This window comes from Wolbachia endosymbiont (group A) of Colletes cunicularius (assembly GCF_964264715.1).
Classification (GTDB): domain Bacteria; phylum Pseudomonadota; class Alphaproteobacteria; order Rickettsiales; family Anaplasmataceae; genus Wolbachia.
Map to the genome: position 1 here is coordinate 1445768 of NZ_OZ183471.1, position 15880 is coordinate 1461647.

At 34.9% G+C, this 15880-nt stretch carries 11 protein-coding genes and 1 pseudogene; 9 read left to right on the plus strand and 3 right to left on the minus strand.

Annotation, left to right across the window (positions count from 1 at the left end; all coding sequences use genetic code 11):
- Positions 1-321 precede the first annotated feature (321 nt).
- The 3 genes from ACFELZ_RS08545 (at position 322) to ACFELZ_RS08555 (ending at position 3642) form a co-directional block, all read left to right on the plus strand.
- Entirely contained in the window at positions 322-1647 is a 1326-nt protein-coding gene (locus ACFELZ_RS08545; protein WP_375316158.1) for an ankyrin repeat domain-containing protein, read from the plus strand.
- A 287-nt stretch (positions 1648-1934) separates the two neighbouring features.
- Positions 1935-2819, plus strand: coding sequence for a GTPase Era (gene era, locus ACFELZ_RS08550; protein ID WP_375316159.1), 885 nt, complete (start codon positions 1935-1937; stop codon positions 2817-2819).
- Positions 2812-3642 carry a 3'-5' exonuclease gene (locus ACFELZ_RS08555; protein WP_375316160.1) on the plus strand — a complete coding sequence of 277 codons (831 nt, stop codon included), beginning with the start codon at positions 2812-2814 and terminating at the stop codon, positions 3640-3642. Before era ends, ACFELZ_RS08555 begins: the two co-directional genes overlap by 8 nt.
- Positions 3643-3675: 33 nt before the next feature.
- On the opposite strand, the gene ACFELZ_RS08560 is transcribed toward ACFELZ_RS08555, so the two are convergent.
- Complete coding sequence (locus ACFELZ_RS08560; protein ID WP_375316161.1) at positions 3676-4959, minus strand: lipase family protein; 1284 nt, start codon at positions 4957-4959, stop codon at positions 3676-3678.
- Positions 4960-5326: 367 nt separating this feature from the next.
- On the opposite strand from ACFELZ_RS08560, the gene ACFELZ_RS08565 reads away from it, so the two are divergent.
- Both ACFELZ_RS08565 and ACFELZ_RS08570 read left to right on the plus strand, forming a co-directional pair.
- On the plus strand, positions 5327-7246 hold the full coding sequence (locus tag ACFELZ_RS08565) for a porin (RefSeq protein WP_375316162.1): 1920 nt from the start codon (positions 5327-5329) through the stop codon (positions 7244-7246).
- Between the two features lie 127 nt (positions 7247-7373).
- Positions 7374-7538 carry a GIY-YIG nuclease family protein gene (locus tag ACFELZ_RS08570; protein WP_375316163.1) on the plus strand — a complete coding sequence of 55 codons (165 nt, stop codon included), beginning with the start codon at positions 7374-7376 and terminating at the stop codon, positions 7536-7538.
- Here ACFELZ_RS08570 and ACFELZ_RS08575 read toward each other — a convergent pair.
- On the minus strand, positions 7524-8021 hold the full coding sequence (locus ACFELZ_RS08575; protein WP_375316164.1) for a transposase: 498 nt from the start codon (positions 8019-8021) through the stop codon (positions 7524-7526). The genes ACFELZ_RS08570 and ACFELZ_RS08575 overlap by 15 nt on opposite strands.
- Between ACFELZ_RS08575 and ACFELZ_RS08580 the strand changes: the two genes are divergently transcribed.
- On the plus strand, positions 7997-9325 hold the full coding sequence (locus ACFELZ_RS08580) for an IS4 family transposase (protein ID WP_375315862.1): 1329 nt from the start codon (positions 7997-7999) through the stop codon (positions 9323-9325). The two genes, ACFELZ_RS08575 and ACFELZ_RS08580, sit on opposite strands and share 25 nt — an antisense overlap.
- Before the next feature lie 66 nt (positions 9326-9391).
- On the opposite strand, the gene ppdK is transcribed toward ACFELZ_RS08580, so the two are convergent.
- Entirely contained in the window at positions 9392-12073 is a 2682-nt protein-coding gene (ppdK, locus tag ACFELZ_RS08585; protein ID WP_375316710.1) for a pyruvate, phosphate dikinase, read from the minus strand.
- Between the two features lie 207 nt (positions 12074-12280).
- On the opposite strand from ppdK, the pseudogene ACFELZ_RS08590 reads away from it, so the two are divergent.
- The 3 genes and pseudogenes from ACFELZ_RS08590 to ACFELZ_RS08600 all read left to right on the plus strand — a co-directional run.
- Positions 12281-12925, plus strand: a pseudogene (locus tag ACFELZ_RS08590) (competence protein ComEC); the annotation flags it as partial.
- A 35-nt stretch (positions 12926-12960) separates the two neighbouring features.
- Positions 12961-14832, plus strand: coding sequence for a hypothetical protein (locus ACFELZ_RS08595; RefSeq protein WP_375316165.1), 1872 nt, complete (start codon positions 12961-12963; stop codon positions 14830-14832).
- Positions 14823-15788: an RluA family pseudouridine synthase gene (locus ACFELZ_RS08600; protein ID WP_375316711.1), complete on the plus strand. Its 966-nt coding sequence runs from the start codon at positions 14823-14825 to the stop codon at positions 15786-15788. The genes ACFELZ_RS08595 and ACFELZ_RS08600 overlap by 10 nt, the downstream gene beginning before the upstream one ends.
- Positions 15789-15880: the final 92 nt, after the last annotated feature.

The following is a 15880-nucleotide window of genomic DNA, read 5'->3' on the forward strand; positions in this document are numbered from 1 at the left end:
TTATTACAGCGCCACTTACAGTAATATAGATTCAAAACTCGCTACTCGGGGCTTCTTTTGCCTTTTTTTTCATTTGGTAAGTTTCTTAAATATTTTCTTAAATTTTATAGCTAAACGACAACCGTCATCCCGCTGCTTGTTAGCGCCGCGGCGGTATGACGGTAGGGGTCGCCAGCGTCACACGCTGGAATGACACCCTCCTTGTAGACAATGTTCGTACAGTTATGGAATTGCGCAACAGGCACAGTTTGACATAAAAAGCTTTGCTTTTTGAAATTTTGGGTTATACTTAACTTAAGATATTTCAGTAGGAGATTTATTGTGAATAAAAAGGAAGCTTTAAAAATATTAGGCTTTAGTCCAAGTGATAATCCAAGTGAATACGAAATTAGAAAAGCATATAGAAAATTAGCTCTTGAATATCATCCTGATAAACATTCAAGTGCAAGTGAGGATGTGCAAAAATACAACGAGGAGAAATTTAAAGAATTAGGTGCTGCATATGACCTTCTCACTGGAAAAGATACGGAAGAAGTTACAAAACTGACTGATGAAAATTTAGATGAAATTAATTCTCCTGAAGATCTAAAGTTTTATCTATATGAGGCTATCTCAGAGGGAAATACAGCATTTCTGAAAAAACTTTTTTCCAAGTTCAAGAGCAGTAAAGATGAGAAATTTGGTGACTATATTAATGATAATATATATGCCTGTCCAGCACTGATGCTTTCTGTGCTTAAAGGGGGGAACATTAAAATTATAAAGCTACTCTTGGAAAATGGTGCTAATTGTAACGTACAAGACGAATACGGTTACACTGCGTTACATCAGGCTTGTAGTGGCTGTTATGATGAAGTTGTAGAATTACTCCTGAAACATGGTGTTAACCCTAATATACAAAGCAAAAATGGTGATACTGCATTATTTGCCCATATTATGTTTGGGTTACCCCGTAATGCGGATAGTAAAATTACGGAACTACTTCTGAAACATGGTGCTGATCCGAATATAAAAAACAGTAACAACTATATTGCATTGTACTGGGCATGTGATCGCAAGAATAGCAAGGTTGTAGAGTTGCTATTAAAGTACGGTGCTGACCCTGATGCCAATAGTAATTCTGCGCTGAGCTGGGCATTTTATCGTAAGTACAATAAAATTATAGAGTTATTACTGCAATATCGTGCAGACCCAAATGCTATATTAGTTTGGGCTTGCCAAAGTGGTGATGTTGATGTTGTAGAACTACTTTTAAAATATGGTGCAGATCCTAAAAGAAAGGTTGATGGTAAAAGTCCAGTAGAATCTCTAGGACATAGGAACAGGGTTGAGATTATAAAGCTACTAGCACAATACAGTGGTGTTGAGAAGCACTACCTGCGTAATCGAGCAATAGAAGCTCTGGTCTGTTGCTGTTTTGCAGCAGGTTTTACTGCCTTAGGTGTTATGTATTCCCCTTGGTGCTTTATACCAGCAGTAATTTGTGCCATTTTTACATGTCTTGCTGTAAGAGGTATTGTGAAGGCAGCATTTTTCACAGAAACAAAAGAACCTTCTCCTGAATTTGCTGAAGTTATTACTGAAAAAGTAGTAAATAATGTTGAGCTAAATGCTGAGGACAATCTAAAAGAATTGACAATGCATTAGCTTAATCACAACTGTACGAGCATTGTTATTTAAGAGCAATCTCCACCAAGAAGGATATCATGCCAGTGTCTTGACTACTTGTATCCAGTTCTTATTGTACATTCACCTGGTATGCTCATTTAAAGTTAAGTTTTCTGGATTCCAGTGTCAGCTACTTTCATGACAAGAAGAGGGTGCTGGAATGATACCATTATAGAGTGAACCAGTGTCAGCTACTTGGATGATAGGAGAATGATGTCATCCAAGTAGCTTGACACTGGCATCCAGTTTTCTTTATAATTTCCTTTGTGAAAGAACAAAAGTGCTTATTTGTAACCATAGCTGGCTTACCAAATGCTGGGAAGTCTACATTAATTAACAGCATCATAGGCAAGAAAATTGCAATTGTTACACCCAAAGTGCAAACAACAAGGACGCAAATAAGGGGTATTGCAACATGCAACAACACACAAATTGTCTTTACTGACTCCCCAGGAATTTTCTCAGCAGAAACAAAACTTGAAAAAGCTTTAGTCAAATCTGCATGGTCAGCAATCAAGGGTGATGACATCACTTTGTTACTTGTTGATGTAAGCAATTATTTGAAAAATATAGAAAGAATTAAGACTATATTTACGCGGCTGCAGCGCACAAAAGGCAGATGCATTTTGGTTATCAATAAAACTGATTTGGTAAAAAGGCCAGAACTCAAGATGGCTCATGAGCATCTGAATTTGCTTTATAAATTTGAAAAGGTGTTTACGATATCAGCATTAAAGAATGATGGACTTTCTGATTTGATGAATTACCTGTCTGAAGTTGCACCGGTGAGCCCTTGGTTTTATGAAGAAGATCAAATAACCGATTCCTCGAAAAATTTTTTATCAGCAGAAATTACGAGAGAAAAATTATTCTTGAACTTGCGTGAAGAATTGCCATACTCTACAGCTGTTATAACTGAACAATTTGAGGAAAAAAAAGATAAGAGTTTAGTCATAAAACAGATCATATTCGTGTTGAAAGATAGTCATAAAAAGATAGTGCTAGGGAAAGATGGCAGTAATATTAAAAAAATTAATATCGAAGCACGTGCTGAACTAGAAAAATTATTTGAGTGCAAGGTTCACCTCTTTTTGTTCGTAAAAGTGCGACCTTGGATCGACCGTCCGGAGGAGTATATAGGCAATGCTTAATTCTTTGTTAGTATTTGATATTGAAACTATACCGGATATAAATTCCTGCAAGAATTTGCTGGATATTGATGACAATAGCAGTGTGGAAGAGAAAAGGGATGCATTAACAAAATACCACCTGGAAATAACAAACGGGCAAAACTCTTTTTTGCGTCAGCCCTTCCACCAAATTGTAGTTATCAGTTTTTTACTTTGCAATATAAGCCACCAGAGCGGTTATGAGGTGTTCACACTGCAAGAAATAAGATCTGGAGGCACACTAAATTCCAGTGAAAAGGAGCTAGTGAAAGGATTTTTTAACTACATATCAGAGAAAAAGCCAAGACTAGTTTCGTTCAACGGACGCACTTTTGATATACCAGTGCTAAAGTATCGTGCTATGGTCCATGGCATTCAAGCAGAATATTTTCATAAAGCTGGCGATAAGTGGAATAGCTATAATCAAAGATATAGTAGTGATTGGCATTGTGACTTACTTGAAACCCTCTCTGATTTTGGAGCCTCTGCAAGAGTAAAAATGAACGAAGTTTGTGCAGCATTTAATCTTCCTGGTAAGATTGGAGTTGATGGGTCACAAGTTATGGGCTTATACGATAGTGGCAAAATACAAGAGATTCGAGATTATTGCGAAACGGATGTAATTAATACTTATTTGATTTACTTAAGGTTCATGCATCATCAGGGAAGGATCACTACTGAAAGCTACAACAAAAGCGTGGAAGAGCTGCTTTTAGAGTGCGAAAAAAAAGAATACCTAAAGAAATTTAAAGAAGAATGGCAAATAACTTGTGGTGGAAGTTTTTATATTGAATTTAAATGTTAATGGAGCAATTGTTAGATTGCTCCATAATAATAGCTATTCACCCATTACAATAGATTGTGCTATCTTGCTTTGCTCAACTTCTACTTGCTCAATCTGAGAAGAATTTTTATTTTTTACTTCTTCGAAAAAATTTGACCCACCAAAAATATAATTTACTGCATTGGCAGCGTAATATTGAGCATTACCTAAAACTGCAGAGTTAATTCGACTTAATGCCCTAACGGGATAGTAAAAGAGAGATACGTTATTATTTGACTTGAAATCACTTTCATCCATTACTTTAATAGCTTCATGATAACCATCTATTTTATGAAAAGAATATCCTTCCGGTGCTGATATTCTTAATTGTGCACCTACATGAGCATAACCAAAAAGACCAGGTGATACTGCTGGCACTGGATCTTGTCTATGTTGAGTTACTCTAATGGTTTTTTCTTGAAGAACGTCATTATAAAATTTACTAGCAGTAAGGTCAAAAACTCTTGGATCACCAAAAGTTGCAACATGAATACCTTCAGCTCTTTCTGTTTTATTAAGACATAAAGCAGCTATCTTAGCAATAGCTCCTCCCATACTGTGACCTGTGAGATTGATTTTAAAATCTTTGATTTCTGATCCTTGTTTTTCAGCATGAGATTTCAAAATGCGATAAAGACCAGGCCATGAATCCGTAAACGAATTATAAAAACCACGATGAATTCTTCCACCGTCAGGTAAAAGTTCTGAAGTAGTAAAAGATGCATTTAGATCAGTAATTACATCGTTTAAACCATGGTTCAGACGAGTACCATGGTAAGCTATTGTTATTTCTTTATCTTTTATAAAAACATGACCAGCATCTTCTTCGAAGCTATTACCAAATAGAATGATTTCATAACCTTTGCTAATAAGTTCAGCTCTGGTTTTATACATTTTTTCAGGGGATGGAATAATTTCATAACCTTCCGTAGTAACTTCAAATCCAGTTTTGTATACTTCTTCAGCTAAGGTGTTGCATCTTTTTTCACTTAACTTATTGTCATCATCACCATAGCTTATTCTAGAGAAATTACTCATTTCTAATAATTTCTCTTTATTAGACCCTGCAATTTCTACAATACTTTCATCTATCTGGTGAGAAGAAGGTAAAGAATGTATTTCATTTGGGTCGCGAGGGTTTATAAATTCGTAATCTTCAATAATCTCAAATGCATCGTCTTTTTCTATTTTGTCCCCTATTAAAGAAGAGTTTGATCGTTCAGCATTGTCTAACTTTGAGCTTACATCACCTACACTAGTGTTTGTGGTAAACCAATTGCGTAAAAAACTAAAATCCATAACTACCTCAATCTACTATCAGCTAAACAATTTATTTAACTATAATGTAGATTGATATTATTGTCAATAGTATTTTTCATAATTTATTTTTTTAACATAGCTATAGTTTCTTTTCCTTTCAATTACTATTGTTAGAATAAAAAAATTTTACTTCCATAGAATAAATAGTAGAGTTATAATGCACTAGCAAGCAAACCTCTGTGCTAAATTTTGGTTAATATACACGTTGAGCGTATTAAGAAAGTTGCTTTTAAGGTATTGCATTTTACTTTTATTTTCGTTATAAGGTTGCTTTAAGTTGAATTTTCAACATTTTTATACTATTTGCATTTAAGATATGATTTCGAAATTTTTTTGGGGGCACTTCATGAAAAAATCTATTTATACTAGAACTGCTCTAGCTTCTCTATTAACTTTATATTCTTTCAGCGGCTTTGCAGCTGACTTTCCTGATGAGAGTATGAAGGAAATAAAAAAGCAAGAGAGCACAAAAACTTCTGAAAAAACAGAAGTTATGAAAACATCAAATAAAAAACTGAAAGAAAAGATGGACAGAATATGTAATGCTGATCCAAGAAAAAAAGCTGAAGAGCTTAAGAAAAAAGAGGAGCTAAGATTAGCAGCCGAGCAGAAGAAAAAAGAGGAGATCAGGCTAGCAAATGAGAAAAAAGCAAAGCTTATAGAGGATTCAAAAGCGAAAGCTCTAAATGCTAAGAATTCTAATACAGAAAAAGGTAAAGTTTCAAAAACTAAGGCTTCTAAAACTAAGAATGCTAAAATTAAAGCTAAAGATGTAAAGAAGGATATAAAAGTTGTTAACAAAAATACAGAGGAAAAAGTTAAGGCAAATCCTGTTGTTTCAGTTGGTGGAGTTGATATTATCGACACTAATCAAGGGCAAAGTAATTTAAGAATAACTTTTGGTGGTGTTGTTGATGCTCAAGGTTATGGTAAGCCTGGGATCATTGGTGATGAGCGTTATAACATTATGCCAGGAAAATCTACAGGTTATTTTAACAATGTTCAAGATGAAATAAAGGGAGCAAATCCGGTATTTCCTAAAGGAATAGGAAATATTGGTGATTACAGCGAAAGCATGGGCATGATTTCAGATGCAATATTGCACTTAAGAGCTGAAAACAAAAATGAAGATTTAGGACTTCTTTATGGTGCTGATGTGCAATTTCATGTCCCAGTTACTGAAGGTAAGGGAGCATCACAAAGTGTGAATGCTGCAAGGGGCAGAAGTGCACATGTGTTTTTGAGTTCAAAGTATGGTGACGTGAAGCTTGGTTACCAATTTGGTCCTGAGGCTCTGATGAGACTTGATGCAACAAGAATTGCAACTGTCGATGGGGCTGCAGATAGCGACTGGTTCAGAAAAGTGAATTTAGAAGGAAGTGCTGCAAATTTTCCATTTTACGTAACACCACGTCTTTACACTGAAAGCTTCTCGAGCGAGAGTGAAAAACTCTCCTTCCGTATGGCAGGGAAATACAACAAAGATGTTATGACTACACTGCCGTTTAGAGCTGCTTACTACTCACCAAATCATATGGGTGCAAGATTTGGTATTAGCTACTCACCTCGCTATGATAGTAGTTTATTTATTGTGAAGGAGGGTAATGATATAAAACATATCGGTCCAGGTTATGAGCACATAGTAAGTGCTGGCGTATCATATGAATATGACTTTGATAAACACAAGGTGAAAGTTAAAACTTCTGCAGTTGGTGAATATGGTCAAGCGAAAAAACCAAGTAAAGATAAGCATCTTTATAAGGAATTTGTAGAGTACAATGACCTTATGGGTGTTAATTTGGGTGTAAGCGCTGATTATAAGATTAATGAAGATCAAGGAGTAAAATTTGCTGCCTCTTTTGCATACTTAAGCAAATCTGGTCAACCAAAGAGTATTAAGGAATTCTACTCTCATTCAAAAGAATATAAAGATACTACTGATCTTGTTAGAGAAGATGGCTTAAAGCAATTTAATGAACAGGATACAATGTACTGGACTGTAGGAGCTGGTTATCAACATGAGAATATCTACACAAGTTTAACATACTTTGGTAGCAGAATGAATGATGGAGATATGCTTCACGATGGTGCACTTGGCGTTCAATATGATCTATCTCCTGCATGCAGTAAGAGCAAATTTGTTCCTTATGCAGCCCTTCATTATTTTATGACTGACGAAAAAGGTGCGCTGAAAGATCAAAAGGGTACTGATGTACCTTCTAATCAAGGAATTCTTCTACTCACTGGTGTGAAGTTTTCTTTCTAATCAACCAGTACACACCACAATTTAATGTGGTGTGTATCTTATTTGTTAGTGTTTATTTGTTGATCAAATAAACATATGGTGTCCTCTCTCCTGTCATCCCAGTGCGTGACACTGGGATCTAAGTTATATGCAAAATTATTACGTTTACATACTTGCAAGCAAGAATAATCGAACTTTATATACAGTTATAACATCAAATCTGATTAAACGAATCTGGGAACATAAGAGTAAAGTAATTCCTGGTTTTACATCAAAGTATAAGAGCCTGTCTTCAAACTCAAGAATGAGCTAATTTGTGAAGCATAATAGTGATCATATTAAAGAAGATGTTGTTTTTTGAAGTGAGAGGAGAATGCTCATAATCCTTACTCATACGTCTAAAATTGGAGAGCCAAGCAAAGGTTCTCTCAACAATCCAACGTTTGGGAATAACCTGAAATCCTGTATCAACTATTTTCTTGGTAATCGTCAATAAACATCCAGTTTCCAATAAGCAGAGGTTTTGCAATTTACCTGTGTATCCTTGATCAGCAAAAAACTTATGTAATGTTGGAGCTTTGCATTTGGCTTGAACAAAAAGATTTAGTGCACCATCAAGATCCTGAATGCTTGCACTTTGTACTTCAGCAGCAATTACAAGACCTACAGTATCTACAACCATACGCGTCAAGTTAAGAAAATAAAGGTATGAAGAAGATAGGATAAGAAGATATAAGTTCTCTCGGATATATTTTAGTGAGAGAACTAATGATGAATAAAATAACTTGCTTATCAAATTACCTAAACAAATTTTTCAATGAAAGAGCAAATGAAGTATCAATTGAAACAGGATTTATAAAAAGGAAGAGAAAATTGAGTGGTTCATCATTCATAAAAGCTATAATTTTGGGTAATATAGGAGTTGCAAACTGCAGCATAGATACAATGTGCCAATTATTAAACGAAGCATCTGTAATAATAACAAAACAGAGTCTAGATTTGAGGTTTACTGAAGAGGCAGTGGAATTTATGAAAAGGATGTATAATGAATCTATGGCTTTATTTAAAAATACCCTGCAAATTGATTGTAGAATCTTGCAGCAATTTAAAAGCGTTAAGTTATTGGATAGTAGCTATATTAGCCTGCCTAACAGTATGGAGAATATGTATAAAGGATATGGTACCAGCTACAGCGGCTATGAAAGTAATACCAAGTCCGGGATAAAGTTGCAATTAGTTTTCGACTACTTAAATCAGACATTTGATCAATTAAATATAACGGAGGGAATAAGGTCAGATCAAGGGTATAGGAAACATTTGAGTAATATATCAAGTAACGATTTGCTAATATCTGATCTTGGTTATTTTGTGCCAAGTTCTTTTAAACAGATTAAGGAAATAGGAGCTTATTTTATTAGTCGTTATAAATCTGATACCAATATATATGATATAGAAACAAATCAAAAAATGGAGTTACTGGAATGTTTAGAGGGTAAGCTATTTTTAGAAACTGAGGTATTATTGGGAAAAGAAGCAAAGATTAGAGTAAGAATTATATGTCAAAAGCTAACTGAAGAACAGTCTATAGCCAGGAGAAGGAAGGCTAATAGATTAGCAAAATCACATGGATATACATCTTCCAAAAGGAATCAAAAGTTATTGAATTGGTCAATATTTATAACTAATGTTCCAAAAAGTAAAATTAGTGCTGAACAAGTATTAACAATTTACCGAGTAAGATGGCAAATTGAATTATTATTTAAATTATATAAGAGCCATATAGGACTTGATAAACTAAAAGGAAAACCATATAGGGTATTATGTGAATTATATGCTAAATTGTGTGCAATTCTTATATTTCATGGAATAGTTGGTTGTACAGAACTAAAAAAGGGCACAGAACTTAGTTTAACAAAGGCATTTATTGAGCTTAAAAGGCGAGTTAGAGAGCTATTCTTAACATTAAATTGTGTAGTCAGTAAAGTACAAATTTTCCTCAAAAAACTCATCTCAACCTGGTCAAAATTCTCCTTAAAAGACAAATATAGAAAAACAAGAATATCAACTTTGAGTGCACTAAATTTGCTCATTTTTCCTTAACTTGACGCGTATGGTTGTCTAAGTGAGGAAAGTCACCAGTGGTTATATTATTGCTATATTTCTCACTTACCTAACAAACTTAGATTTTACACTAAACTGTGCTGCCACTAACTTTGCAACCGGTACTCTATAGGGTGAGCATGAAACATAATCCACCCCTGATTCGATGAGAAACTCTATAGATTTTGGATCTGCTCCATGCTCTCCACATATACCTAGTTTTATTTCTTTTCGGGTTTTTTTGCCTCTTTCAATGGCTATCTTGATTAACTCCCCTACCCCTTCGATGTCCAGCACTTCAAATGGATCATTGTCAAATATATTGCTTTCCTTATAAGAATCGAGGAAATTAACTGAATCATCTCTTGAAAGTCCCATGGTTGTTTGCGTTAAATCATTAGTGCCAAAACTAAAAAACTCTGCATGTTTTGCTAACTTATCAGCAATCAGTGCTGCTCTTGGTAGTTCTATCATCGTTCCAATTGAATAAGCCTTGTCTGATGTCATTCCAGCGCGTGACGCTGGAATCTGCGTCTGGATTCCAGCTGAGATGACAGAGGATTCTTTCTTTGCTAGCTCGCATATCAGAATAAATTCTTTCTCATTCATTATAAAAGGGATCATGATCTCAGGCTTGATTTCTACACTTTTTTCCTTTTTTAGCTCATTTGCAGCACTAAGTATTGCCCTAATCTGCATGCTATATATTTCAGGATGAGAAATGGCAAGTCTACAACCTCGATGGCCAAGCATTGGGTTCTTTTCTGACAACTGTGCTATTTTATTTTTTACTGATTCAACTGACTTATTGAGCGATTTAGCAATTTTTTCTATAGTAGACTGATTATCGGGTAAAAATTCATGCAAAGGCGGATCAAGCAACCGTATAGTGACTTCCCTGCCCTCCATAATAGAAAATATTTCTTTGAAATCAGACTTTTGCATTTCTTCCAGTTTAATGAGCGCATTTGCCCTTTCATTTTCATCGTCAGCTATTATCAACTTTTGAATGAATTCGATTCTATCACTAGCGAAAAACATATGTTCTGTGCGACATAAGCCTATACCTTCTGCACCGAATTCTTTTGCAATTTTTGCATCTTTTGGAGTATCAGCGTTCGCTCTCACTTTGACCGTTTTGATTTCATCTATCCAGTTGATTATCGTTTTGAATTCTTGCGATAATTCAGGTGAAATTGTAGGAAGAATGCCAAGCATAACCTCCCCTGTTCCTCCGTTGATGGTAATTGGTTCACCTTTATTTACTTTTGTATCCCCCACAGAAAAGAAAGTTCCATCTTTATCGATATAAAGTCCACTTACACTGCAAATGCATGGCTTACCCATTCCACGGGTTACAACAGCAGCATGCGAGGTCATCCCTCCCCGTGCTGTTACTATGCCACTTGCAGCATTCATTCCATTAATATCTTCAGGACTCGTTTCTGACCTTACTAAAATCACTTTTTTACCCTGCTCTGCAGCTTTTTCAGCATCACTTGCACTAAACACTACATATCCAGAAGCAACCCCTGGAGAAGCCGGCAGTCCCTTCCCTATTACTTTTTGGTCACTCTTAACGTCAAGAACTGGATGCAATAAATTGTCAAAAGTTTTTGGATCAATTCTCAATATTCCTTCTTCTTTTGTAATCGTTCCTTCGTTTACCATATCAACTATTATGCGAATAGCAGCTTCAGCCGTGCGCTTGCCAGACCTAGTCTGCAAAATCCATAACTTACCGTCCTGCACAGTAAATTCGATATCCTGCATGTCTTTATAATGCCTTTCAAGTTTTTCACATACCACACATAATTCTCGGTAGACACTTGGCAGCAACTTCTCCATGGCGTTTTCTTGCTCTCCGTCAATTAGCATAGGAGTATAAACACCAGAAACCACATCCTCACCCTGAGCATTAACCAAAAACTCACCAAAAAGCTTTTTTTCTCCAGTTGAAGGATTTCGTGTAAATATCACACCAGTTGCAGAATTATCATTTAAATTACCAAAAACCATTGCTTGCACGTTGACCGCTGTTCCAAGGTTTTCAGGAATATTATGTATTCTTCTATAGGAAACAGCCCTATCATTTTTCCAAGAGGTAAATACTGCATTAACTGAGTTTAACAATTGCTCTTCAACGTTCTGCGAAAAATGTTTCTCAGTTTTTTCATATACTATCCTTTTGAAATTGTTAACAATTCTCTTTAAAACATCAACATCAAGATCAGCTAAGCTTTTTGCTCCACTCTTTTGCTGCTTATTATCAACAACATCTTGAAATAGGTGATGGTCAAGCTGTAGTACAACATTGGAGTACATCATGATGAAACGGCAGTAGCTATCATAGGCAAAACGTTCTCCACTTTTTTTTGCAAGCCCAATAACTGTTTCATCATTTAAACCAACATTTAAAATAGTATCAAGCATGCCCGGCATTGAACTAACACTACCAGAGCGTATTGAAACTAATAAGGGGTTACTTAAATCCCCGAATTTACAACCGATGTCATTTTCGAGCATCGCCATGTAGTTTTTAATCTCGTTACGTAGGTCGTTAGACAATTCATTATCCTGACAGTAGGCCTGACAAACAGAGGTGGAAATTGTGAAACCAGGTGGAACCGGAATGCCAACATTGCACATTTCTGCTAAATTTGCCCCCTTTCCTCCCAGCAGATTTTTCATTTCTGCATTGCCTTCACACTTGTTCTGGCTGAAGTAATGTATTAACTTTTCCCCCATCATTTTCTCCGGATTTTCACTGATAAACACATTGTACATATAGTTCCAATAAACCTGTGAGGACTTGAAACCTTAGGATAATAAATTTTACAAAATTTGGCAACAACGTTCCTTCTGGCAACATCAGTAAAGTTAACAAAAAAGATGACAAATTATTATCAATAAGAATATATAATATAAAGATATATTTAAAAATTTTTTTATGGCTCTTTCTTGTATATAACAAATGCAATCGCTAGTCTTCAGTATTTGGTTATTCCCATTCGTACTTTTCCTGCCTCATCAATTATTATCATAACACTTGGTTTATTGTGGCTGTGCTTGTGGGAAAGAAATTGGCGTTTCTTCGGAATTTTCTTTATTGTACTAGGTATTTGCTTTAGCAACGCATATCAAACCCCCGACATCCTAATAAATGCTGATAATGTTGCTGCAAAGGAGAGTGATAACTTACTATATTCTCTCACCAGAAAAAATAGAAACTTTGTTGTCAAAACATGGGCGAAACAAAATGGGCAGAACCAAATTTTGAATCATACAAAATATAGCAATCCAGATAAAAGACTAAAGTGCAACGATTATGGCTGTATATATAATAAAGGAAATAATAAATCAGTACTGCTTGCTTATAAAAAAGAAGATATTTCAGAAAATTGTGATAAAGTTGATTTAATAATTCAATTAAGTGAATTCGACTATTCAGTTTGTAATACTAGAACTATTAAATACACCAATCTAAAAACATATGGCACACATTCAATTTGGTTAACAAATCGTTACGTAAAGATTAATACAGTGCGCTCTAACCGGCCTTGGCATAAGTTAAAAAGCTTGATTTTAAAGTGTTGTTAACATATAATTAATTAAATTTAAATGTAAGGAAATTTATGGGTCCAGCTCCTCAGATTGATTTTAATATCAAGACTCCGGTAAATGATATTACCGGTTACTCTACTAAAGCATGGTGCACAATAAAAAAGTATTCTATAAATAACACTCTACCTATAGCAGCCGTGAATACTTGGCTTCAATTTTCTCTAGCCTACGTAACTGCAATGGTAATAACCCTTAACGATTTAAGCTTTATTGCTACTTTTAACCCAACATTAATGCCAACTTACTTTCTGGTTTCTATTATTCTTGGAGTAGTTTTATTAACCTCTCTTGCTCTAAGATATATATACAAGCAAGAAATAAAAAATGAGAAATCAAAAGATGGTGATAGCCCAATAGATATAAAAATTCGAGGTGGAAAAAGTGATGAAATAAATGAGATTGCCCAAAATGCATTAACAATAGAAATTGTTCCTGATTTGGTCGATAAAAAGCAAGGTTTTTCAATAGTTTTACCAATCTCTGAAAAACAGGGAGAAATATTGGAAAACAAAAGACAAGAGAATAGAAATAAAGTTATTTTGCTTACTGTGCCATATGTGCTGAGCGGTCTAATTGTAGCTGGTGCATTGATACAAAATAAATTTAGTTTTGCCAATGTTCATGGTCGGGCAGAATGGGGTTTCATTGCATTCGTGAGTGCTTTCTTCATTGCTGGAATATGTATAGCATTGAGTAAATTAAAAAGTAATGAAGTAAATAACGCATGCAATATTGTTAAAAAATTCGATAATGTGGATATTTTACTCCCATGGAGAAAAGGTAGTGTTGTGTCGGTAATGGAGAATAAATTTGAAAGTAAAGAGGAGAATGATCCTATATCTCGATTGATAAAATTACTTGATAAGCACTTGACTGAATTCACAGATAAAATAAGTGATCTATTCGATAAGTTCTTAGTTGAAGCTAGAACATCTATTGATGAAAAACTTTTAGAACCTGCAAATGTTAATATTGAAGCAACGCTTAATGGTATAAGAGGTGATTTAAAAGTTTTATTCAATAATTTAGAAGAGATTATAGAGCAAGATGTAGATAAAGTGAAAAAGAACGCTAATACAGAGATAACTACGTGTTTGAAAGGTATTAGTAAAAGTATAGGTGAGTCATTGAAAGAGATACGTACTGAATTGAAAGAAAAACTTAACCAACTTCAGTCTTCAGGAATAGGAAATTATCTTGTTAAATTTGTGTCAACTACAAGCAACAGACAAGCTGGTGATACTGGAGATTCTCATGATCAAAATCACTCTTTGGAAAGTGATGATGAGGAGGAGTTCTTTGATTGTTCTGCGCTTACTGAGAAAATAAAAAAAGAAATAATTCAAGAAGTACGTAAAATAATAAATGACGTGGTACAGAATAAGCTTGAGCCGATACAAAAACAGCTTGCAACGTTGCAAGCAAACGGCAGTCCTGATAGCGCTTTAGGATCTGAAGATGTAGATAATATTGACCAATTTCCATTAACATTAGAAGATACAGTAAAAGCACGACGTAAAACAGTAAGAAATTTGGAATTAGAAGAAGAAAACAATAGGCTGATAAAAAAAGAGCAGAAGTTAACACAAAGAAAATCTGAACAAGAAAAAACAGACGAATGGAAAGAAAAAATCAATGGCAACCCAAGTGAATTTTTACATTACATACTAGAATCTATTAAGCTGGAAGAAAAGGATAATAAAGAAAAAAAGGTTGAGGCAACATTAAGGAATTTTGATAATAAAATAATAATTCACTGGAAAGATGGCTCTCAAACAACTTGCCATATTAAAAAACAAGGTGATCTTCCTAGTACAAAAGTTGATTTCGTAAATCAAAATATTCAAGCAGCATGGGAAATGATGCGGGGTAAATCACTATAGATCACTCAGTAATAACCTTAAGTGTTAATAATGATAAAGAGAAATTAAGGTTAGACACCTATATAGCTGGAAAATGCAATATATCACGCAGTAAAGCGCAAAGATTGATACAGAATGAGCAGGTGAAATTACTTGGCACACCGATAATTAATAATGACCACATAGTAAAACCAGATGAAGAGTATGTGGTGCATCTCGTTCAACCTGACATATCCACATCAATTGAGCCTAATTATGACATAAAACTTGATATCGTCTATGAAGATGAGGACATTATAGTTCTGAGTAAACAAAGTGGATTAACAGTGCACCCAGGTGCTGGGACAAACAATGATACGCTCTTAAATGCAGTTATCGCTCACCTTGATGTAAGACCAAGAATTGTTCATAGACTCGATAAAGATACCAGTGGGCTGATGGTAATTGCAAAAAATGAGGAAGCCCATAGTTTTTTGTCTGAGTTGTTATCAAATCGTAAAGTAAAGCGGGAATACTTAGCAGTAGTTTGGGGAGCATTGTCTACTCAACAAGGAACGATAAAAACTAACATTGCTCCAAAGCGTGGTAATAAAGAAATTATGTGTGTTACAAAAACAACCGGAAAATTAGCAATCACTCACTATTTAGTGCAGAAAATTATAGGACAAGCAAGCCTGGTTAAATGCACTTTAGAGACAGGCAGAACACACCAAATTCGAGTCCACATGAGCCACATAGGACATTCCATAGTTGGTGATCAAGTTTACGGAAAAAATAGTAGTAAAAGCACAAAATATGCTAAAAACTCTAGTTTTATTCGTAATTTCAATAGGCAAGCACTACATGCTTATACACTGGGCTTATACCACCCAAAAAGTAAGGAATACATGGAATTTGTCTCTGATTTACCGCAAGATATAAAAACTTTAATTGGTGAGTTTGAAAATATACCTAAGAAAGGTTTACCTGATTTTTGAAGTATAAACCGACAATTTGAAAAACCGTCATTCCGCTATTAGTTAGCGGATGAGATACCGCGGGTGTTGCTTGGGTGGGAGTGTTAAATAAA

Coding starts and splice junctions, on each gene's coding strand:
- ACFELZ_RS08555 (WP_375316160.1), top strand. CDS start 2,812: ATGCTTAATTCTTTGTTAGTATTTGATATTGAAACTATACCGGATATA.
- ACFELZ_RS08560 (WP_375316161.1), bottom strand. CDS start 4,959: ATGGATTTTAGTTTTTTACGCAATTGGTTTACCACAAACACTAGTGTA.
- ACFELZ_RS08565 (WP_375316162.1), top strand. CDS start 5,327: ATGAAAAAATCTATTTATACTAGAACTGCTCTAGCTTCTCTATTAACT.
- ACFELZ_RS08570 (WP_375316163.1), top strand. CDS start 7,374: ATGCAAAATTATTACGTTTACATACTTGCAAGCAAGAATAATCGAACT.
- ACFELZ_RS08580 (WP_375315862.1), top strand. CDS start 7,997: ATGAATAAAATAACTTGCTTATCAAATTACCTAAACAAATTTTTCAAT.
- ppdK (WP_375316710.1), bottom strand. CDS start 12,073: ATGGGGGAAAAGTTAATACATTACTTCAGCCAGAACAAGTGTGAAGGC.
- ACFELZ_RS08595 (WP_375316165.1), top strand. CDS start 12,961: ATGGGTCCAGCTCCTCAGATTGATTTTAATATCAAGACTCCGGTAAAT.